The sequence below is a fragment of the Rhizorhabdus sp. GW822-FHT03C02 genome, assembly GCF_058801765.1.
The window spans coordinates 275087-296145 of record NZ_JBXANN010000001.1 but is presented as its reverse complement, the minus strand read 5'-3'; the positions used below and the strand labels follow the sequence as shown (position 1 = coordinate 296145).

General features: G+C 67.4%; 19 protein-coding genes. 11 read left to right on the top strand and 8 right to left on the bottom strand.

Going from position 1 to position 21059, the window contains the following annotated elements:
• Positions 1-16: 16 nt before the first annotated feature.
• Entirely contained in the window at positions 17-1723 is a 1707-nt protein-coding gene (locus AC1RM6_RS01375; protein ID WP_493097793.1) for an N-acyl-D-amino-acid deacylase family protein, read from the bottom strand.
• Between the two features lie 111 nt (positions 1724-1834).
• Here AC1RM6_RS01375 and AC1RM6_RS01370 point away from each other — a divergent pair, with 111 nt between their 5' ends.
• The gene (locus tag AC1RM6_RS01370) at positions 1835-2068 is read left to right on the top strand and encodes an antitoxin (protein WP_493097792.1); all 234 of its coding nucleotides are present in this window, start codon (positions 1835-1837) and stop codon (positions 2066-2068) included.
• Entirely contained in the window at positions 2065-2466 is a 402-nt protein-coding gene (locus tag AC1RM6_RS01365; RefSeq protein WP_493097791.1) for a type II toxin-antitoxin system VapC family toxin, read from the top strand. The genes AC1RM6_RS01370 and AC1RM6_RS01365 overlap by 4 nt, the downstream gene beginning before the upstream one ends.
• 115 nt (positions 2467-2581) lie before the next feature.
• On the opposite strand, the gene AC1RM6_RS01360 is transcribed toward AC1RM6_RS01365, so the two are convergent.
• The 3 genes from AC1RM6_RS01360 to AC1RM6_RS01350 are packed head-to-tail and all read right to left on the bottom strand — an operon-like array spanning position 2582 to position 5059.
• The gene (locus tag AC1RM6_RS01360; RefSeq protein ID WP_493097790.1) at positions 2582-3115 is read right to left on the bottom strand and encodes a Smr/MutS family protein; all 534 of its coding nucleotides are present in this window, start codon (positions 3113-3115) and stop codon (positions 2582-2584) included.
• Between the two features lie 34 nt (positions 3116-3149).
• Positions 3150-4412, bottom strand: a complete 1263-nt coding sequence (mltA, locus tag AC1RM6_RS01355; protein WP_493097789.1) for a murein transglycosylase A — start codon at positions 4410-4412, stop codon at positions 3150-3152.
• Positions 4409-5059, bottom strand: a complete 651-nt coding sequence (locus AC1RM6_RS01350) for a Tim44/TimA family putative adaptor protein (RefSeq protein WP_493097788.1) — start codon at positions 5057-5059, stop codon at positions 4409-4411. Before AC1RM6_RS01350 ends, mltA begins: the two co-directional genes overlap by 4 nt.
• A 171-nt stretch (positions 5060-5230) precedes the next feature.
• Here AC1RM6_RS01350 and AC1RM6_RS01345 point away from each other — a divergent pair, with 171 nt between their 5' ends.
• The 3 genes from AC1RM6_RS01345 to murJ all read left to right on the top strand — a co-directional run bounded on the left by AC1RM6_RS01345 (position 5231) and on the right by murJ (position 8521).
• Positions 5231-6157 carry a hypothetical protein gene (locus tag AC1RM6_RS01345; RefSeq protein ID WP_493097787.1) on the top strand — a complete coding sequence of 309 codons (927 nt, stop codon included), beginning with the start codon at positions 5231-5233 and terminating at the stop codon, positions 6155-6157.
• A 104-nt stretch (positions 6158-6261) separates the two neighbouring features.
• On the top strand, positions 6262-6762 hold the full coding sequence (gene secB, locus AC1RM6_RS01340; protein WP_493097786.1) for a protein-export chaperone SecB: 501 nt from the start codon (positions 6262-6264) through the stop codon (positions 6760-6762).
• Positions 6763-6943: 181 nt separating this feature from the next.
• On the top strand, positions 6944-8521 hold the full coding sequence (gene murJ, locus AC1RM6_RS01335) for a murein biosynthesis integral membrane protein MurJ (protein WP_493097785.1): 1578 nt from the start codon (positions 6944-6946) through the stop codon (positions 8519-8521).
• A gap of 56 nt (positions 8522-8577) precedes the next feature.
• Here murJ and AC1RM6_RS01330 read toward each other — a convergent pair whose 3' ends face one another.
• Positions 8578-10947, bottom strand: coding sequence for a glycosyltransferase family 29 protein (locus AC1RM6_RS01330; protein ID WP_493097784.1), 2370 nt, complete (start codon positions 10945-10947; stop codon positions 8578-8580).
• Between the two features lie 233 nt (positions 10948-11180).
• Here AC1RM6_RS01330 and AC1RM6_RS01325 point away from each other — a divergent pair, with 233 nt between their 5' ends.
• Together AC1RM6_RS01325 and trpS are read left to right on the top strand one after the other, a co-directional pair.
• The gene (locus AC1RM6_RS01325) at positions 11181-13535 is read left to right on the top strand and encodes a glycosyltransferase family 29 protein (RefSeq protein ID WP_493097783.1); all 2355 of its coding nucleotides are present in this window, start codon (positions 11181-11183) and stop codon (positions 13533-13535) included.
• 63 nt (positions 13536-13598) lie between these two features.
• Entirely contained in the window at positions 13599-14591 is a 993-nt protein-coding gene (gene trpS, locus AC1RM6_RS01320; protein ID WP_493097782.1) for a tryptophan--tRNA ligase, read from the top strand.
• Positions 14592-14716: 125 nt separating this feature from the next.
• On the opposite strand, the gene topA is transcribed toward trpS, so the two are convergent.
• Entirely contained in the window at positions 14717-17284 is a 2568-nt protein-coding gene (topA, locus tag AC1RM6_RS01315; protein ID WP_493097781.1) for a type I DNA topoisomerase, read from the bottom strand.
• 173 nt (positions 17285-17457) lie between these two features.
• Here topA and AC1RM6_RS01310 point away from each other — a divergent pair, with 173 nt between their 5' ends.
• From AC1RM6_RS01310 to AC1RM6_RS01295, 4 genes are all read left to right on the top strand, one after another.
• Positions 17458-17880 (top strand): VOC family protein, encoded by a 423-nt coding sequence (locus AC1RM6_RS01310; RefSeq protein WP_493097780.1) that lies wholly within the window; start codon positions 17458-17460, stop codon positions 17878-17880.
• Positions 17881-17974: 94 nt separating this feature from the next.
• Complete coding sequence (locus tag AC1RM6_RS01305; RefSeq protein WP_493097779.1) at positions 17975-18391, top strand: hypothetical protein; 417 nt, start codon at positions 17975-17977, stop codon at positions 18389-18391.
• A complete protein-coding gene (locus AC1RM6_RS01300) occupies positions 18384-18575 on the top strand; it encodes a helix-turn-helix transcriptional regulator (RefSeq protein ID WP_493097778.1) in 192 nt (63 codons plus the stop codon). Before AC1RM6_RS01305 ends, AC1RM6_RS01300 begins: the two co-directional genes overlap by 8 nt.
• An 11-nt stretch (positions 18576-18586) precedes the next feature.
• Positions 18587-19486 (top strand): alpha/beta fold hydrolase, encoded by a 900-nt coding sequence (locus AC1RM6_RS01295; protein WP_493097777.1) that lies wholly within the window; start codon positions 18587-18589, stop codon positions 19484-19486.
• Here the strand turns inward: AC1RM6_RS01295 and AC1RM6_RS01290 are convergent.
• Together AC1RM6_RS01290 and dprA are read right to left on the bottom strand one after the other, a co-directional pair.
• Positions 19471-19965 carry a vgr related protein gene (locus tag AC1RM6_RS01290; RefSeq protein ID WP_493097776.1) on the bottom strand — a complete coding sequence of 165 codons (495 nt, stop codon included), beginning with the start codon at positions 19963-19965 and terminating at the stop codon, positions 19471-19473. The genes AC1RM6_RS01295 and AC1RM6_RS01290 overlap by 16 nt on opposite strands.
• On the bottom strand, positions 19962-21056 hold the full coding sequence (gene dprA, locus AC1RM6_RS01285) for a DNA-processing protein DprA (protein ID WP_493097775.1): 1095 nt from the start codon (positions 21054-21056) through the stop codon (positions 19962-19964). Before dprA ends, AC1RM6_RS01290 begins: the two co-directional genes overlap by 4 nt.
• Between the last annotated feature and the right edge of the window lie 3 nt (positions 21057-21059).

The following is a 21059-nucleotide window of genomic DNA, read 5'->3' as shown; positions in this document are numbered from 1 at the left end:
CAGGGGCGAAGCACGCCTATGACGTCGCCGGGCATTTCCCGAACCCCGGCCCGTGCACGAACTGCCCCGGCGTCGCGCCGGTATGCTCGCCATCCTTAAGAACCTGGACGCCGTTGACGAAGACGTGGCGCATGCCGGTCGCATAGACCTGCGGCCTGGCGAAGGTGCCGCGGTCGGCGATCGTTACGGGATCGAAGATGGCGAGATCGGCGCGGTTGCCGGTCCTCAGCATGCCGCGATCGTGGAGGCCGAGGTTCGACGCGGGGAGCGCGCTCAGGCGGCGGATCGCATCGGGCAGGGTCACGCGCTTCTCGTCGCGGACATATTTGCCGAGCAGCCGCGCGAAATTGCCATAAGCGCGCGGGTGGGTGCTCGACTTGAGGAAGACTCCCTCGGGCGCCTGGCTCGATGCGTCGGAGCCAAAGCTCATCCACGGCAGCGTCACCAGCCGGGCGACATTGGCCTCGTCCATCAGGAAATAGACCGCGTCGACCCGGCTCTGGTCCTCGACGACGAGGTCCATCGCGACCTCCTCAGCGGGCTTGCCGCGCATCGCCGCGACCTCGGCGAGGGTCTTGCCGGTCAGCGGCTTGAGCGCGGGGTTGCGGAAGCCAACCAGCAGGATGCCCTCTGGACCGGCGCCGAGAAAGTTGTTTTCCCAGCCCTTGCCCGGCGCCTTCATCTCGGCGGCGATCCGCGCGCGGGTCGCCGGATCCTGCAGCCGCGCGAACCAGGCCTCGCGGCCCCCGGCCTGGACCCAGGTCGGCATCGACGCGTCGAGCCCGGTCGAGGCGGCGGGATAGGTGTACATGTCGGCGGTAATGCGCAGGCCGGCCTTGCGCGCGGTCTCGACCCGGGCGATCGCCGCGCCCATCTTCGACCAGTTGGGCTTGGCCGCCGCCTTCATATGGTAGATTTCGGCGGGGGCGCCGGTGGCGCGAGCGATGCCGATCAGCTCGTCGATCGATTCGAGCAGGCGATCGCCCTCCGAGCGCATATGGCTGATATACATGCCGCCGCAGCCATGCGCGGCGGCGACCAAGGCGGTCAGCTCGGGGGTTTCGGCATAGGTGCCGGGGGCATAGATCAGCGCCGAGGCCACCCCCATCGCGCCTTCGTCCATCGCCTTGCGGACGAGCGTCTGCATCGCCGCGAGTTGCGCCGGGGTCGGATCGACATCGCCCTCGCCCAGCTCATGGACCCGCGCGGTGGTCGCGCCGACGAAGCTGGCGATATTGGTCGAAATGCCGCGCGCGGCGAGCATGTCCATATAGCCGCCGAAGCTGGTCCAACTCACCGGGAAGCGGATGTCGCCCTGGCGCTCCGCGACGAGCCTGGCCATCTCGGGGCTGAGCGGTCCACCCGAATTGCCCTCGCCCATCACCTCGAGGGTCACGCCCTGGCGGATGTCGCTCTGCGACCGGCCATCGGCGATCAAAGGCGTGCCCGCCCAGCTCAGCATGTTGATGAAGCCGGGCGCGACCGCGAGCCCCTTCGCGTCGATCTCATGCGCGCCCTTCCCCGTCACGGTGCCGAGCGCGACGATGCGATCGCCCTTGATCGCGAGATCGCCGATCATACCGGGCGAACCCGATCCGTCGTAGAGGGTGCCGCCACGGACGACGATGTCATAGGCTGGCGGCGGTGCGGCGCCGAGACCGAACAGCACGACCCCGACAAGGATAAGAGCGCTGGAGGGCGAGGATTTGCACAGCTTTTCCATTGTCGAGATGCTGGCACGCGCCGAAACCTACGGCAATGGGCGCAGCATATCTCAAACCATCAACTGGCCCCACCGCCAGGCATATGCTACGGCCTATGCCGAGGAGGCGATATGGGCAACGAACGTCATGTGAAGCTATTCAAAAATGGCCGCAGCCAGGCCGTTCGCATTCCGCGCGAGTTCGAACTGCCGGGCGAAGACGCAATCATGCGGATGGAGGACGGGCGGTTGATCATCGAACCCGCGCCACCGCAATCATTGCTCGCACTGCTCGCCACACTTCAGCCGATTGACGACGAATTCGCGCCGATCGACGATCCGCATCCCGACCCGGTCGATTTGTGAGCCGATATCTCCTCGATACCAACATCCTGTCGGATCTCGTTCGCCATCCCAGCGGCACGATCGCGCATCGGATCGCAGCTGTCGGCGAAGCCAACGTTCTGACAAGCATCGTCGTCGCCGCGGAATTGCGGTTCGGTGCCGAGAAAAAGGGGTCGTCGAGGCTTTCGCTTCAACTCGAAGCCATACTCCGGATCTTGCCGATCATGGCGTTATCAGAAGGAGCCGATCGGCATTACGCTCGGCTACGCATAAAGCTCGAACGTGGCGGAACGCCTATCGGCGGCAACGATATGTTGATTGCCGCTCACGCCCTGTCGCTCGATTGTACGCTGGTGACCGACAATATGCGGGAGTTCTCGCGAATAACCGGCCTCAGCGTCGAGAACTGGCTGCGCTAGAGCATTTTCAAGTCAGGTGGAATCATCTGACGGCTCGGAAAATACGGAAAACAAAGACAATTTAGAAGATGTCCCGATCAATCCGATCAGGACATGCTCTACTCGCCAAGCGGCCTTATCGCGTCTCGCGCTCGCGCCGCATGATCACGTAGAGCGCGCCGGTGCCGCCATGGCGCGGATGGGCGTTGCGGACCGCGGCGATGCGGGCGGCATGGCGCGAGCTGCCGAGCCAGTCGCCCATTGCCGCGCGGATCGCGCCGCGCTTCGGGCGGCCGTCGGCACCGAAATCCTGCTCGCGCGGCGGCTTGCCGGTGACGACCAGCAGCACCCGCACGCCATCGGCGACCGCGCGTTCGAGTTCGCGGTCGAGCGCATTATGCGCGCTGAGCAGGGTGTGGCCGTGGAGATCGATGGTGCGATCGGGGTCGGTCATGCCGCGGCGGATCCGCCGGTCCCAACCGCCGTCGAGCGTGTCGGACGGCGGATGCTTCGCCTTGACCGGCGGGGTGACCGGGGTCGGTCGCGGCGCGCTGGACGCTCGCAGCCGCTTGCTCGGCTCAGGCGTGCCGGGAGCGGGATCGATCAGATCGGTTTTCGACAGGGGCACGCGGCCATGGTCGGGCCGCAGCGGCCGGACGGTGGCGGTCACGCGCTTCCAGAGCGCGCGCCCTTCCGCATCGAGATCAGGACGCCGCGGTCCCGCCACGTGCCGCCCCCGGCGCTCCCGACATGAACCGCGCAGCCGCGACCTTGGGGATCAGCAGCCATGCCTTGCCGCGCCCGCTCATCCCGCCGGCGATCGTGCGGGCGTCGGCGCCCGCGCCCCAGAAGGTGTCGAAGCGGTTGGCACCCTTGATCGCGCCGCCGGTGTCCTGCGCGACCCACAGGCCGCTCGCCTCGGCGCGGTCGAGCTGCAGGATCAGCGGCGCGCCCAGCGGCACGAACGCCGGATCGGCCGCGACCGAGATCCGGCCGGCGACCGCGACGCCCATCGCCCCGATCGGGCCGGCGCCGGTCAGTTCGCGGAAGAAGACGAAGCTCTTGTTCTCGCGCATGATCGCGTCGCCCTCGGCGGGGTTGGCGCGCAGCCACGCCATCACCCCCTGCATCGACAGCTGACCCGGGCCGAGCAGCCCGCGGTCGCGCATCAGCTTGCCGATGCCGACATATTCGCGACCGTTCTGGCCGTCATAGCCGATCCGCATGACCTGGCCGTCGGGCAGCCGCAGCCGTCCCGACCCCTGGACCTGGAGGAAGAAGAATTCGATCGGATCGGCAGCCCAGCCGATTTCGAGGCTGCGCCCCTTGAGCGCGCCGTCTTCGATCTGGCCGCGATCGGGATAGGGCGTGAGCTTGCCGTTCTCGACCTTGCCGCGCAGCTTGCGCCCCTTGAGATCGGGATAGAAATCGCCGAGATCGCCTTCGACCAGATCGGGCGGCCGCTTGTAGACCGGGGTGTCATAGCCCGGCTGGCGGGTACGCGAGCCGGCGATTTCCGGCTCGTAATAGCCGGTCGCGAACGCCTGGCCGTCACCGACCTGGACCGCCGCAAGCTGGGTCGCGAAGAAATTGCCGGCATCATTGTCTGCCCAGACCTTCGCCGCAGCGCAGGCACCGGTCCAGTCGCCGCTCTGGGTGAGGCCGCTCTGATCGGTCCGCTTGAGCAGCGCCGGGCAGGACAGCCGGAAAGCGGTCAGCGCCGCGGTCGCCGACAGCGGCGGCACCGAGAAGGTCGCCAGATCAGGCCCGGGGCGCACGCCGCTGGTCGCCGCGGTCGTCGGCTTGGCCGGCACGACCGGGGTCGCCTCGACGGGCTTGGGCGTATGATGGGTGGTGGGCGGAGCGACATGACCGCCCGGCGTGCCGGGGGTCGGCACCACCGAACAGGCGGACAGGGCGACGGCGACCGCAAGGGTCGCCGCACCCGGCAATAGGCGGCGGATCACGCGGCCTCGTCGGTTTCGATCAGGATCCAGTTGGGATCGGCCGAGCGCACCTGCCGGCCGAAGGTCCAGACGTCATGGGTCGGCACCGCATCGGTCAGCGAGCCGGCGATGACGTCGCCATCGGTGTTGCGGGTGACCGCGGCGATATCGGCCTCGAAGCGGACGGTGACCTGCGCGGCCTGGCCGCTGAGCACCGCCTGGTCGATCACTGCATTCTCGATCGTGACCAGCCGGTTGTCGAGCACCTGGCCCGCGGCCTTGCGCGACTCGATCGCGCCGGCGAACGCGTCATAGACATCGTCGTCGGTCAGTTCGCGCAGCGTGTCGAGATCGCCGCGCCAATAGGCTTCGAGGATCATCCGATAGGCCGAACGCGCGCCTTCGAGGAAATGCGCGGCATCGAAGGCGCCATCGGCCGAGGCGATCTGGCGGATACCGGTTTCGGCCCGCGGTTCGACCAGCGCGGCACGCGCGGGAAGCTGCGGTGCGCCGGCATCGGGGAGCGAGCGGCCGGCACCGACGGTGGCGGGAGCGGGCTCGGCGGGACGTGCGATGGTCTGTTCGTGACCGGTGCGACGGCCCAGCACGCTCCACAGCCGGAACGCGACGAAAAGAAACACCATCGCTAGAACGACAATCGTGGTCACCGGGCCTCCAATATGCCTGATCAACCCCCAACATAGGAGCATGTCGCCGGATATTCAAATAGTGACGCATAATATCGGCGACGTTCAATGCCGGACCATGATTGACGCGAACCGAACGCTTCGACACCAGACGGTATCGCAGCGAAAAATCCCCCGGACAGGACAAGACAGATGATCAGGTTTTCGGCGGGCACGCTCGCCCTCGCGGCTCTTTGCGCCACGTCGGCCCCGGCCGGAACGGCCGGACCGCCTCCTGCCCCCCTCGTCATCGGCCCCGACCAGATCGTGGCAGGCAGTGTCGGCGGCCGGCCGGTGAGGTTCCAGATGCTCGCCAACGGGGTCTCGCTGCCGATTCTCAATCCCGACACCGCGCGGACGATCGGGCTGAAGCCCGGCTGGTTCGGCGCGCACGCAATGGTCGGACCGGTGATGGTGCCCGGATCGAATGCGGTGATCGACTATGCGGTTGCAGGCGCGAAGGCGAAACGGCGCGCGCTGTGGTTCGAGCGGCCGATCGCGACCGCCGCCGACGGCGCGCTGAGCCCGGCATCGGTTCCCCAGCCGGTCGTCATCTTCCAGCTGCGCCCCGCCCGACCCGGCGAGCAGCGCTATATGCTGCCGATGACCCCGCCGGCGGGTTGGGGCGGCCTCGGCACGACGATCGCGATCGGCGGACAGAAGCTGCTCGTTCAATGGGACTTCAGCCACGCCGCCTCGATCGCCACCGCAGCCGCCGGCGCGGACATCGCCGCGGGCACCGGCGCGCAGTTCAAGGGCGCCGCCCGCCCCGAACCGATCCGTCTCGGCATCGAGCGGCCGGTCCGCCCGCTGATGCTGCCCGCACCGCTGGCGATCGGACCGCTCCGGCTCGCCACGATCCTCACGCGGGTGCGCGACAGCGGCGACGCCAGCGCGATCGGCGACGCCGATCTGGCCGATGGCGATCCGGGGGAAATCGTCGTGACGGGCAAGAATGCCAAGAAGAGCAAGGCCCAGCACTGGCTGATGATCGGCCGCGACGCGACCGCCGGCTGTTCGAGCATCGTCTTCGACAAGCCCGCCGCCCAGATCATCCTCAATTGCCTGCCGCCCGGATGATCTGGGCGGCTCGACTTGCCCCGCCTGCGCCTGCCTGCTAGGCGCGGGCGGCTTTGCCGGGCGCCAGTAGCCCCGGCCTCACCAGACAACAGGATTTGACCATAATGGCCGAAGATCAGGGCGCCCCCGAAACGCTGACCAATGGCGAGGACAATCTGCCGCAGGTCGCGATGATCGCCCAATATGTGAAGGACCTGTCCTTCGAGAATCCCAACTCGCCGATGATCTTCCAGGCGCCCGAGCAGCCCAAGATTGACGTCCAGTTCAACATCGGTTCGCAGCCGGTGGGCGAGGACATGTACGAGGTCGCGCTCAAGATCGAGGTCGCCGCGACCTTCGGCGACCAGACGGGCTACGCGGTCGAGCTGCTCTATGCCGGCCTGTTCGGCATCCGCAACGTGCCCGAGGAGCATATCCCGCCGTTCCTGCTCGCCGAAGCGCCGCGCCTGCTGTTCCCGTTCGCGCGCCGGATCGTCTCCGACGCGATCCGCGACGGCAATTTCGCGCCGTTGCTGCTCGAGCCGATCGATTTCGCGCAGCTGTTCATGCAGCAGTCCGAACAAGCGGATCAGCTGGCGAACGTCGAACCGGCCGGCGAGGCCTGAGGTTCGGCGAAGGCCTTTCCATGCCTTCTCTTCTCCGTCGCCTCAGCGCAGGCTGGGGTCCATGGCTGTTTCCACTTTCGGTGTCATCGCCTGCCGGGAAAGACATGGACCCCAGCCGCAGCCTGTCCTCGGACGGGGCGAAGCCCCGATCCGGGGGCTGGGGCGACGGAAAGTTTCGTAGATGAACCTCTTGCGCGCATCGGCGACGATCGGCGGGCTGACCCTGGTCAGCCGGGTGCTGGGTTTTGTCCGCGACATGCTGATGGCGCGGTTCGTTGGCGCGGGCTTCGCGTCGGACGCCTTCCTGATCGCATGGCGGCTGCCCAATCTGTTCCGCGCATTGTTTGCCGAGGGCGCCTTTTCGGCTGCGTTCGTGCCGATGTTCAACCGCACCGTCGCCGAGGGCGACAAGGCGCGCCCCGATAGCGGGCTGACTGCAGGCATCGCATTCGCCGAAGATGTTTTGTCAGTGCTGCTGCCGATCCTGATCGTCTTCACCGTGGTGATGATGCTCGCGGCCGGGCCGATCGTCTGGACGATGACCGGCGGCTTCCCCGACGGCGGACCCGAAAAACTCGCACTCGCGACCCAATATACGCGGATCACCTTTCCCTATCTGATGCTGATCTCGCTGGTGTCGCTGCTCGGCGGCATCCTCAATTCGCTCAACCGTTTCTGGGTCAATGCGGCGGCGCCGATCCTGCTCAACATCTGCCTGATCGTCGGCCTGGTCTTCTTCCGCGGACATAGCGACGTCGAGACCGCGCGCACCCAGGCGATCGCGGTGACGGTGTCGGGGGCGATGCAACTCGCCTGGCTGGTGCTGGCCTGCTGGCAGGCCGGGGTTCGCCTCAGGGTCCGGCTGCCGCGGATGAGCCCCGAGGTGAAGAAGCTGCTCAAGCTGATCGGCCCGGCCGCGCTCGGCGCCGGCGCGGTCCAGTTCAACCTGCTGATCTCGACCACGCTCGCCGCGCGTTTCCTGCCCCAGGGATCGGTCTCCTATCTTTATTATGCCGACCGGCTCAACCAGCTTCCGCTCGGGCTGATCGGGATCGGCGTCGGCACCGCGATGCTGCCCGGCCTGTCGCGCCAGCTTGGCGGCGGCGACCACAAGGCCGCGCTCGATACCCAGAACCGCGCGATCGAGCTGGTGCTGCTGCTCACCTTGCCCGCCACTGCGGCGCTGATGGTGTCGGCGACTCCGCTGATCCGCGCGCTGCTCCAGCATGGCGTGTTCGACGCCGCCGACACGATCGCCAGCGCGCAGGCGCTCGCCGCCTTCTCGCTCGGCCTGCCCGCCTATGTGCTGATCAAGGTGCTGACCCCGGGCTTCTATGCGCGCGCCGACACCAGGACGCCGGTGCGGATCGCGCTGGTGGCGATGCTGGTCAATCTGGTGCTCAACCTCGCGCTGATCTGGCCGATGGCGCATGTCGGCCTCGCGCTGTCGACCGCGATCTCGGCCTGGGTCAATGCGATCCTGCTCTATGCAACGCTGCGTCGGCGCGACCATTTCGCGATCGACGATCGGCTGCGCCGCACCAGCGTGCGGCTGATCGCGGCGACCCTGATTCTCGCCGCACTGCTGCTCGCGATGAACCCGTGGATCGATCCGTGGACCGGCCGCTCGCTGGTCGAACGGGTGGCGGCGCTGTCGGTGATGATCAGCGCGGCGATGATCGTCTATTTCGGCGCGGTGTTCGGGCTGGGCGCGTACAAGCTCAGCACGCTGAAGGGGCAGTTGCGGCGGCGGCGATAGATGCCGGGGCCCCATAGGCGATCTCGAAGATGCTGACGCATCCTCGATCGATTTGCTCAAGCGCCTTCGAACAGCCGCGCGAAGAAACGCGCCTCTTCCTGCCAGTCATGGGCTTCGGCCGGCGGCGCCTCATCGAAATAATGCGACCGGCGTTCGGCGCCGAGCTGATCGACGAAGGAGAAGCCGAAGAAGGATGCGCGATCGAGGCGCCGAAACCGCCGCATCATGTTGGTGACGAGGAGCCCGGTGCTCGGCCGCGAACCCAATGCCTGCATCAGGTCGACACGCTCGGCGTGGCGGATATAGCCGATCGGACGGCCTGCCCGCGCGGCTTGTTGGATATTGGCCCATAAGCGGTTGCGATAGAGCCATTGCGGCCGCCAGTAGACCAGCATCACATGCGGTGGCAGCGTCTCGAACAGCTGTTGCACCGCCTCGTCGGCGGCGACCGTCACGACGATATCGGTCTTCGCGCCATAATCGCGCTGGAAAGCCTCTCCGGTGCTGAAATTGTTGAACCGGATGACGATGTCGTGCGCGTCGATCGACGCACCGGCGCCGCGGCCCAGTTCGCAAGGCGAATTCCCGACCACCGCGATACGCAGCCCCGGATCGGCGAGCAGCGCCTGGAAACGCTCCGCTCCCTCCTCCAGCCGGCGATGAAGCCAGGCATTCTCCTTCGCTGCGGCCGAAACCGTGTCGTCGTCCGTCGCGACGATCATCGTCGCCAGCGGCGGAGAATGTTCTTCGCCCACCCGCTTGCAGGCCGGAACGGCGAGCGCATCCCTGGCCAGCGGCAGATCGCCGCGATCGGCGGCGATGCAGCCGGCGACCAGGGCAAGCCGGCCATGACGCGGATGCATCGAGAGCGAGTCGCGGACGAGATCGACGAGCGGATCGTTCGCGCCCTCGATCTCCCAGCGAAAATCGATCACATCGGCGCGAACGTCGGGGCAGGCCCAGGCCGGGCTCGCGATCAGCCGCGCCGCGAATCCGCCATCGTCCTTCTCGCCGATCCAGCAGTCGCCGAGCAGCAGGATGGCGTCATGATCGTCGATCCAGCCCGGCCGCTCGATGCCGAGGTCGAGACCGACCACCGCCACCCCCAACCGGTGACGGTTCACCCGCAACAGGCGCCGCGCAATGAGCAGGCGTGCGGCCACGGCGCCCGCCCGGCCATGCTGAGCAAGCGCCGCGGCGATCAGCGCCCGGGCGCGATCGAGCAGCACCGCGTCGTCCTGCGGCTCGACCGCGTCGAGCACGAAAAGGCGGAGCGGCTCCCACCAGTCGTCACCGGCTTCGGGCGGAATGATCGGCGCCCAGATATCGTCCCAGCCGTCGGAACGCGCCAGCGCCTGTGCGAAACGCCCGCTCTGCTCTGGATGGTCCAGCCGCATGGCCATCAGCCGGGTCGCCGCCTCGGCGATCCGCCCGCCCCGAAGCGCACAGGTCGCCGATTTGAAGCGTGCCTCGTCATTGCCGTCATCGCTGTCGGCAGCCGCTTGCCAGAGGTCGGCGGCCTCGATCAGCGCGCGGCGCGCCTCCGCCATGCGCGCGAGATTGCGCAGTGGCACCAGCGCGGGCGGACGGGTTGCCGGCCGCCGCCCCCGCCGCGCCAGATCGGGAAGGTCCCATGCCGGCTGCCGCTCCATCCAGTCGAACAGATGCTCGAAACTGCCGCCGTTCTTGCGTGCCCAGGCGATCACCGGCGACATTTCGCCGACATTCCGGCAAACCGGGATGATCGACCGTGCCGACCGCAGCAGATCCTCGAACTTATGGGTGTTGCCGCGAAAGGCGACGAAGGGTGTCCGCGCCCGGCAAGCCGCATACATGGCGTGATGCCGGCCCGTCACCAGCAAGCTCGCGGTTCGCAAGGTCAGGACCGCGGAAGACCAGGACATCGTGCGCAGATCGAGCTTGTGGAAACCTTCGTAGCGATCGTGTGAAAGCCACGCGAAACCGCCGAGATCGCCGGCCCACATGTCGGTGATCGCGACGCCGCCGTCGAGATCGACGAAAGGCGCGGTCTCGTCGATCTCGTCGAAATAGGACAGGTCCAGGGCCTGGCGCGCCGGAATGCCGTGTTTCTCCGACAGTTCGGCATTGCTCATCGCACCGCGCACGGTGAGATCGGCGAGCGCATTCAGTGTGTCGTCGTAGAAGCGAGGCGTTTCCTGCCATACGCTGTTGATCAGGAGCGTCTTCTTCTCCCGTGCCTGGGCCTGGACCAGCGCGCGCATCTTAAGATGAAAATCGCGCGAGCCATGGTGCATCGATCCCTCGCCATTGACGACGAGCGCGTCATAATCCTCGCCTTCGCCGGTGATCGTGCCCGCCTTTTCCAGACAGGCGCGGATGACCCGCGAGACTGCCGCCGAGCCGCAATGATAATCGGCATGATCGCCCAGAAATCTGAAACGCATTACCCGGCGCACTCCGCGGATGCCCATCGGCTTGCGCGCGAGGCTAGGGCCTGGCCGCGCAAAATGCGAGATGGTGACGAGCCATGTTCGGGCCATTGCCCGTTTCCCCGTGGAAAACGGCGAAAAACTGCGGCCCGGACCGTGCCGATGCGCGCTCTTCCGGTTGCGATGTCCGGTTCAGGCGATATTCTCGACGCAATCGCGCGGATCCGCCGCGCGTAAAGGGGGTCATCGTGCGTTTCCGGTTGATCGACGAAGCCGACACGGTCATCGGCCAGGCTGCGGGCGCCGTTCTGCGCGCGAGATTGTCAGGTACGGGCAGCATCGTCGGGGCCACCAGCGAATATGACGCGCTGGTCGTCAATGGCGGCGAGATGATGGCCAACGGCGATCGCGCCTTCACCGAACGCATGGCGGCGATCGCGCTTGCCCAGCGCGAGGGCAGATCGACCTATCTGGTCAACAGCCTGTGGCATGCCAATCCGCGCCTTTACGACCCGATTCTCGGCCGGCTCGACCGGCTGGTGGTGCGCGGTCCGGCCAGCCGGGCCGAACTCAAGGCCCGGCACGGCCAGAACAGCGAGCAATATCTCGATCTCGCCTATTTCGCGCCGATCGACGACAAGGCGCCGTTCGTCGACCTGAACGGCGCGGTCGTGCATGATCGCGCATGGTCGGCCGAACTGGGCGGCCTGGTCGCCATCCCCGCCGAGCCGCACGGATCGGTCGCGCTCGATCTTGCCGGCATGAGCTGGTCGTCGCTGGTCAGGACGTTGGCCACCGCATCGATCCTGATCAGCGGGCGGATCGAGACGATATACGCCGCCTGCAAGGCAGGGATTCCGTTCGTGCCGATGCCGACCCGTCGCCCCCAGGCGCTCGCCGACCTGCTGCAGATCACGCGCAGCCCGATCCCGCTCTGCTCGCGGATCGATCAGCTCGGCGATATGCTGCGCTGGGTGCGCGGTACCCGCCCCGCCTTCGACCGCATGTTCGACCGGATGCGCAAGGCGCCGGCCTGGCCGGGAATCGACCCCGCCAAGCCGCGCAAGGCCATCCGGTCCCAGCCGGTGACCGAAACATTGCCGACCGAAAGCCAGGCCCAGCTCGCGACCGCCGAAGGCCGCCCGGAGGACGCCGCCCGGCTATGGCTGGTGCGCGCCGCGGAGGCACCCGACAATCCCGACTTCCTCATCCGGCATCTGCGCGAGAGGATCAGGCTCGACCAGATCGAAGCCGCGGTCGCGATCATCGGCGAACAACGCACGATCCCGGGCCATTTTCGCCGATATAGCGATCTGCTCGCGGCGCTGGCGCGCAACGACGCCGCCTGGCTGCCGTCCGATCCCACGCCTGGCGAAAGCTGGTGGCCGACGGCCCGGCAGGCGCTGTTCGCGGCGGACATGCACGCGTTCCAGGATGCGCTTGCACTCGCCCGCGACGCGATCATGCTCGCCCGTTCCGCGAGCGGACCGGCCGCGTGGACGGTCGGCTATCTGCTGACCCTGCGCTTCCTGCATCGCGGCCATTTCGACCATGCGAGCGCGCTGCCGTCGATCGTGCCGACCGACGATATGCCCGCCTGGCTGCTCGACCATGACCGGATGGAGATATGCCGCCAGGCCCGCACCGTGCACGACGACGAGGCCGGGCTCTCCGACCGGTTACGCGCCAGCCCGATCGGCGACGATCCGGCGACCTTGATCGCGCTCAACCTCTATCATTGGGAACGGGTCGGCGCTTCGCGCCCGCTCGCCCAGGCCGCCTGGCAGGACGCCGGACGACATCCCGACCATCATGGACTGGCAACCCAGGCGGCGCAGTTGCTGGTGGCGACCGGACAGCCGGATCGGGCGCGAACCGCGTTTCGCATCCGGCCGGCGGTGCTCGAGGAGGCCGCGACCTGCCCGCCGCTGGCGGCGGCCCTGGCCGGCGCCGGCCCCGCTTCGCCGGCGCGCGATGCGATGGCCTGGCTCGAGACGCAGCTCCAGGAGGGACGCAACCGGTTCGAGTCCCTGCTCGCCGATCCGGCGCTGCGGATCGCCACGGTCGGCAATTCGGCGTGCGAGCTCGGCCGGGGCCAGGGTCGCGCGATCGACGCGCACGATCTGGTGATCCGGTTCAACCGCCACGACCTGTCGGGCGCCTATGCCGCCGACTATGGCAAGCGCACCGATATCCTGGTCTTCGTGCAGATCGGCGACGTCGCGACGATGCTGCCCAACGATCTGCCATCCGAGACGATGATCGTGCTGTGGCATCCGCGCTTCCGCTGGAAGCATCGCCAGTGGAACGATATTCTCGCCGCGGCGCGAGGCGGGCGCAGCTTCGGCTATATCGAGGACCAGCCGGCGATCGATCTGGCGCGACGGCTCGGCCGGGTTCCGAGCGCCGGGCTGCTGGTCGCATCGATGATCAAGCAGGCGCGGGGTACGCTGTCGCGCGAGAATATCTTCGGCTTCTCGATGATCGACCAGATCGCGACCCCAGCCGCCTCCTCGCATTATTTCGAAGCGGCGCGCCCGTCGTCGATCCACGACTGGGCCACCGAGCGGCGTCATTTCGATGGGCTGTTCGATGACGGCTGAAGGCCCGGCGATCGCCGACCATCCTTGACCCGCCTCCCCGCGTGCAGCAAAAGCCGCGGCACCATGACCAAGCGCACAGTCTCGGGCATCCAGCCCACCGGAAACCTGCACCTCGGCAACTATCTGGGGGCGATCCGGCGTTGGGTGGCGATGCAGGACGAAGGCGAGTGCCTGTTCTTCCTCGCCGATCTCCACGCGATCACCGTCCACAACGATCCGGCGGCGCTGCGCGCGAACATCCGCGAGATGGCGGCGGCGCTGATCGCCTGCGGGATCGACAGCGACAAGGCGACGCTGTTCCGCCAGCGCCAGGTGCCGCAGCATGCCGAGCTGTGCTGGCTTCTCAACGGCACCGCACGGATCGGCTGGCTCAACCGCATGACCCAGTTCAAGGAGAAGTCGGGCAAGAATCGCGAGGGCGCCTCGATCGGCCTCTATGCCTATCCGGTGCTCCAGGCCGCCGACGTGCTGCTCTACAACGCGACGCATGTGCCGGTGGGCGAGGACCAGAAGCAGCATCTCGAACTGGCGCGCGACATCGCGACCAAGTTCAACACCGATTTCGGGGTCGAGCTGTTCACCTTGCCCGAGCCGATCATCGGCGGCCCGGCGGCACGGGTGATGTCGCTGCGCGAGGGTACCGCGAAGATGTCGAAGTCCGATCCGTCGGACATGAGCCGGATCAACCTGACCGACGATGTCGACACGATCATGTCGAAGGTCCGCAAGGCCAAGACCGATCCCGAACCGCTGCCCGAGACGATCGAGGGGCTCGAGGGCCGGCCCGAGGCGCGCAACCTCGTCGGCATCTATGCGGCGATGACCGACGTCACCCCGGCCGAGGTGCTGGCGACGTTCGGCGGCCAGGGCTTCGGGTCGTTCAAGCCGGCGCTCGGCGAGCTGCTCGCGGAGAAGCTCGGGCCGATCGCGGCGCGGCTAACCGAACTCAAGGCGAATCCGGACGAGATCGACGCGATCCTGCTCAAGGGCGCCGAGAAGGCGCAGGCGCTGGCGAAGCCGACGCTGGCCAGGGCCTATGAGGCGATGGGGCTTTAATCAGTCGTCCCGCCCCCCGGATCGGGGCTTTGCCCCGTTCGAGGACGGGCATCATCCGGGACCGCCTAAGATCGAAAGTCGCGCTCCGACCTTGCGCGGCCCCGGCCTCCGCCGGGGCGACGATTTCATTCCGCTGCAGCTTTCTTCGCGGGTGCCTTCTTGGCCGGCGCTTTCTTTGCCGGAGCCTTCTTGGCCGCCGGCGCCTTCTTCGCAGGCGCCTTCTTCTTGCCCTTCGGCGGGCCCTTCGCCGCGCGTTCGGCGAGGAGGGTGAGCGCAGCCTCGAGGGTCATGTCGTCGGGGCTGGCCGATTTGGGCAAGGTCGCGTTGGTGACGCCGTCGGTCACATAGGGGCCGAAGCGGCCCTCCATCAGCTTGACGTCCTTTTCGGTCTCAGGGCTCTTGCCGAACAGCTTGAGTGGCTCGCGCGCCGCACCGCGACCACCCTTCGACTGAGCGGCCTCGGCGAGCTTGACCACCGCGGCGTTCATGCCGACCTCGAACACTTCGGCGGTCGAGGTCAGCCGGCCATATTTGCCGTCATGGAGCAGATAGGGGCCATAACGGCCGATCGACGCGGTGATCGGCAGGCCGCTCTCGGGGTGCATGCCGACGGTGCGCGGCAGGTTGACCAGCCGGAGCGCCATCGCGAGGTCGAGCTCGTCGCCGGGCACGTCCTTGGGGATCGATCCGCGCTTGGCGTCCTTGCCGTCGCCGAGCTGGATATAGGGCCCGAACCGCCCCGCTCGCTTCGACACTTCGAGGCCGGTGTCGGGATCGGTGCCGAGCACCACCGGCCCGGCATCGGCGCCGTCATTGGCGCCGCCCGCCTGCGCGAAGCGGCGGGTATATTTGCACTCGGGATAGTTCGAGCAGGCGATGAACGCACCGAACTTGCCGCCGCGCAGCGACAGCTGGCCCGCGCTGCATACCGGGCATAGCCGCGGATCGGTGCCATCGCCCTTGTCGGGGAACAGATAGGGCGCGAGGAACTCGTCGAGCGCCTTGGTGACGTCGGACGGCTTCTGTTCCATCACCTCGGCGGTCTTCGGCTTGAAGTCGCGCCAGAACGCCTCGAGCACCTCCTGCCAGCCGGCACGGCCGCCCGACACCTCGTCGAGCTCGCCTTCGAGCTGGGCGGTATAGTCGTAGTTCACATAGCGCTCGAAGAAGCGCTCGAGGAAGCTGGTGACCAGCCGCCCGCTCTCGTTCGGGGTGAAGCGGTTCTTCTCGACCGTGACATAGTCGCGGTCCTTCAACGTCTGGAGCGTCGAGGCATAGGTCGAGGGACGGCCGATGCCGAGCTCCTCCATCCGCTTGACCAGGCTCGCCTCGGAGTAACGCGGCGGCGGCTGGGTGAAATGCTGTTCGGCGTCGACCTTCTTCTTGGCCGGGGTATCGCCCTCGCGCATCCGCGGCAGGCGGCGCGAATCCTCGTCGCCCTCGTCGTCGCGGCCTTCCTCGTAGAGCGCCAGATAGCCGGGGAAGAGCACGACCTGGCCGGTCGCGCGCAGCGCGTGCTGGCCGGTGCCGTCGGCGAGTTCGACGGTGGTCCGCTCCATCCGCGCCGACGCCATCTGGCTGGCGAGCGCGCGCTTGAAGATCAGGTCGTAGAGCCGGCCATGGTCGCCGCTGCCGGCGCGATCCTTCGAGAAATCGGTCGGGCGGATCGCCTCATGTGCTTCCTGGGCATTCTTGGCCTTGGTCTGATACTGACGCGGCTTGTCGGGGACGTAGGAGGCGTCGTAGCGGTTGGCGATCGCGCCGCGCGCAGCGTTGATCGCCGAGCCGTCCATCTGGACGCCATCGGTCCGCATATAGGTGATCGAGCCGTCCTCGTAGAGCGCCTGCGCCAGCCGCATCGTGTGGCTGGCCGAGAAGCCGAGCTTGCGCGCGGCCTCCTGCTGCAGGGTCGAGGTGGTGAACGGCGCCGGCGGGTTGCGGCTGACCGGCTTGGTCTCGACCGAGACCACCGAGAAACGCCCCGCCTCGACCGCGGCCTTGGCGGCGAGCGCGTCGCCCTGCTGGCCGATCGTCAGCCGGTCGATCTTCTCGCCCTTCCAGCGAACCAGGCGTGCGAGGAACGGCACGCCATCCTGCTCCATATCGGCGGTGATCGACCAATATTCCTGGGCCTTGAACAGTTCGATCTCGCGTTCGCGGTCGACGACGAGGCGCAGCGCCACCGACTGGACGCGGCCGGCCGACTTGGCGCCGGGCAATTTGCGCCACAGCACCGGCGACAGGGTGAAACCGACCAGATAGTCGAGCGCACGGCGGGCGCGGTAGGCGTCGATCAGATCCTCGTCGAGCGCGCGCGGATTCGCCATCGCGTCGAGCACCGCCGGCTTGGTGATCGCGTTGAAGGTGACCCGCTGGACATCCTTGGGCAGCGCCTTGCGCTTCCTGAGCACCTCCTGGACATGCCAGCTGATCGCCTCGCCCTCGCGATCGGGATCGGTCGCGAGGATCAGCGTGTCGGCGCTCTTGGCCTCGTCGGTGATCGCCTTGAGCTGCTTGACCTTATCCGCATAGGATTCCCATTCCATCGCGAAGCCGTTGTCGGGGTCGACCGACCCGTCCTTGGCCGGCAGATCGCGGACATGGCCATAGGACGCCAGCACCTTGTGCCCCGGCCCCAGATATTTCTCGATGGTTTTTGCCTTGGCAGGCGACTCGACGACGACAAGCTTCATGGATGTTCCCGACAATCTTCTACGCGTGCGTACACGTACGAGGGTGGAGAGTCGGTGCGCCGCTCGTCAAGCGCCGATCCGCAATCGGACGCGGCAAATGCACCGCAAGCGAATCCACCACAAGGGAACGTCGGCCGAGTTTTCCGGTTGAAGCGGCGATGATGGAGGACAGGATGCAGCAGCAGATTTCGGTCGTCACCCTCGGCATCGCCGATGTTGTGCGATCGCGCCGCTTCTACGTCGACGGCTTCGGCTGGACGCCGGTGTTCGAGAATGACGAGATCATCTTCTACCAGATGAACGGCCTGATGCTCGGCACCTGGCTGCGCGACAAGATGGCGGCCGACATGCAGCGCGATCCCGGCGAGAGTCCGGGCGCCTTCGCGCTGGCGCATAATGTGTCGGCGGATAGAGACGTCCAGCCGCTGATCGATCGCTTGGTCGCCGCGGGCGGCACGATGCTGCGACGAGCCGATGCGCCGCCGCATGGCGGATTTCGCGGCCATGTCGCCGACCCCGACGGCCATGGCTGGGAGATCGCCTGGAACCCCGCCTGGACGATCGACGCCCAAGGCCATGTAACGTTCGGGGCCTGACGTAAACCACCCTCGACAACATGTCGTGTTCACTTGACATATCGCCGCGAATCATAGACAAGCAAACTTGTCAAAACGACAAGGAAGCTGGTCCATGCGAATCTTGAGGGCAGCCGAGAAACGTTACCTCAAGCGCTTCTGGGCATCGATGGCCGCTTATCTGATTCTCGTTTTCGGGGTCGCACTGGTGATCCGCCATGCCCCGCCTCCGCCCGGGCCGTTGCGCTATGCGATCGCGATCCTGCCCGCTTTCCCGGTCGCGTCGCTGCTATGGGCAATGGGGCGTTATCTCATCGAGGAGACCGACGAATATCAGCGGATGCGCCATGCCCGCGCCGCGCTGACCGCGACCGGCATCACCCTCGCGCTGTGCACCGGCTGGGGCTTCCTCGAAATCTATGCCGATGCACCGCATATCTCGCTGTTCAACGTGTTCGTGCTGTTCTGCCTGCTGCTGGGGCTCGCGCGGTGCGGCGATCGGCTGCTCGACCAGCGCGGCAACCATGAATAACCGACTGCGCGTGCTGCGCGCCGAGCGTCAGTGGAGTCAGCAGGAACTGGCCGACCGGCTCGAAGTCTCGCGCCAGAGCGTCAACGCGATCGAAACCGGTAAATACGACCCATCGCTCCCCCTCGCCTTCCGGATCGCCCGGCTGTTCGACCTGCCGATCGAAGCGATCTTTTCCGAGAATTGAAAGGTGCTGCCATGCCCCTGATCTTCCGCCTGCTCTGCATCGCTCTCGCCTTCTGGATGCTGGCCGCCCGCCCCGGACACGCCGCGCCGTTCGCCCCCGAACGCTTCACGGTCACGGTCATCGGCAGCGGTCCCGATGTGATTCTGATCCCGGGCCTCGCATCATCGGCCCATGTCTGGGATGCGACTGCCGCGCGACTGAAGGCCGGTCACCGCGTCCACATCCTCCAGGTGAAGGGATTTGCCGGGACGCCCTCAGACGCCAATGCCGATGGGCCGGTGATCGCACCACTGGTCGCCGATATCGCCGCCTATATCGAAGCGAACGGGCTGCCGCGCCCCGCGGTCATCGGCCATTCGATGGGTGGCCTCGTCGGCCTGCTGCTCGCCACCGATCATCCCGGCGATGTCGGCAAGCTGATGATCGTCGACTCGCTGCCATTCTTCGGCCTGATCCAGGGTCCGCAGGCGACCGTCGCATCGGTCGAACCGGGTGCCCGCGCCATGCGCGACCGCATGGCCGGTGCGACCCCCGGGGCCTTTGCCGCGGTCGAGGCGCGGGTGATGGCCGGCCTCGTCAAGTCGACGGGCCCCGACGCGCAGGCCGCGATCGCCGCGGCACAGGCATCCGACCCGCATGTCGTCGCCACAGCATTCTATGAGGTCTCGGTCACCGATCTGCGTCCGAGGCTGGCCGGCATCGCGACGCCGACGACGATGCTTTACCCGTGGGATGCCGATTCCGGCATCCCGCAGACGAGGTTCGATGCGCTCTATGGCGGCGCCTATGCGGCGATGCCCCATGCAACCGTGAAGCGGATCGACGACAGCCGGCACTTCATCATGATCGACCAGCCCGAAGCGTTCCAGGCCGCGGTCGATGCGTTCCTGGCCGGTCAGCTTCGTCCCTGAAACGGGATCAGCCTATCGTAAACGCCGATCGAGGGCTTGCCGAGACGGGCAACGCCATGGCGCAGCAGGAAGGCGTCGGCGACGATCTCGGCCTGCTGCTCGATCCCATAACGATCGAACGGCCGCCCCTGCTCGATCCGATAGTCGTAACGGCAAAACGGGTGACGCATCAGCGGCAGATACCAGCGCCCGTGCCGCTGCGCCTGCAGGACATGGGTCATCTCATGGACGAACAGCGCCTGGAGGGGCAGCCCGGCGCTGGCATAGCAATCGCGCCATGACGGCGATCGCGGCGGAATCCAGATATGGCCGTCGGGCGCCATCACGACATTGTCGGGCTGGAAGAACCACCAGCGGCGATGGTGGATGCGCACCGGATCGGGATCGACCGCATCGCCGAACACCGAAGCGGCCAGCGCGCGTTCGGCGGCGGTGAGCCGGCGGCCGCCGCTGGGATCGCGCCCGGGCAGCCAGCTCATGCCAGGCTCACCCGCCCGCCGGCATGGCGCTCCAGCCGGCCGGCCAGTTCGAGTTCGAGCAGCACCGTCTGGACGATCGCCGGACCGAGTTCGGTCTGACGAAGCAGTTCGTCGATCGGCAAGGGCGATGGCCCGAGCAACTCGGCGACCACGCGGCGCGCGCGATCGTCGGCGTCGAGTGCCGGCGCCGCGCCGAATCCGCCAGCCCCGAGCGCGCGGACGCCGCCGCCGATCGCGCCGACCTGCTCGACGATGTCGGCGGCCGACTGGATCAGGATCGCGCCCTCACGGATCAGCAGGTTGCAGCCCTGCGAGCGCGGATCGACCGGCGATCCCGGCACCGCCATCACCTCGCGCCCATGCTCGCCGGCCAGCCGCGCGGTGATCAATGACCCCGACTTTGGGGCCGCCTCGACCACCACCGTCCCCAGCGTCATCCCGGCAATGATCCGGTTGCGATAGGGAAAATGCCGCGCGCGCGGCTCGGTCCCGGGCGGCATCTCGGCGACGAGCAGCCCGCGCTCGCCGATCTCCCGTTGCAGCGCCTCGTTCTGGGGCGGATAATGGACGTCGATCCCGCCCGCGATCACCGCGACCGTGCCATGGTCGATCGACCCGACATGCGCGGCGGTGTCGATGCCGCGGGCGAGACCCGAGACCACCAGATGGCCCAGTTCGCCCAGATCATGCGCGAGCTGGCGGGCGAAGCGGATCGCCACGCCCGAGGCGTTGCGCGCGCCGACGATCGCGACCGCCGGCCGTGCCAGCAGATCGGTGTCGCCCTTGACGATGATCGCGGGCGGGGCGTTCTCGATCTCGGCGAGCAGGCGCGGATATAAGGGGCCGTCGCGGAACAGATAGCGCGCGCCGAGGCGCTTCACGATCGTCAGTTCGGCCTCGACCGCGGCGATCGTCGCGATAGCGGGCGCCTTGCCGCCGCCGCGCCGCGCGAGATCGGGTACCGCGTCGAGCGCCGCCTGCGGACCGCCAAAGGCCTGGATGAGCTGATGATAGCCGATCGGCCCGATCCCCGGGGTGCGGATCAGCCGCAGCCGGGCGATCCCCTCCTCGCGGTCGATGCCGTCGGACATCAG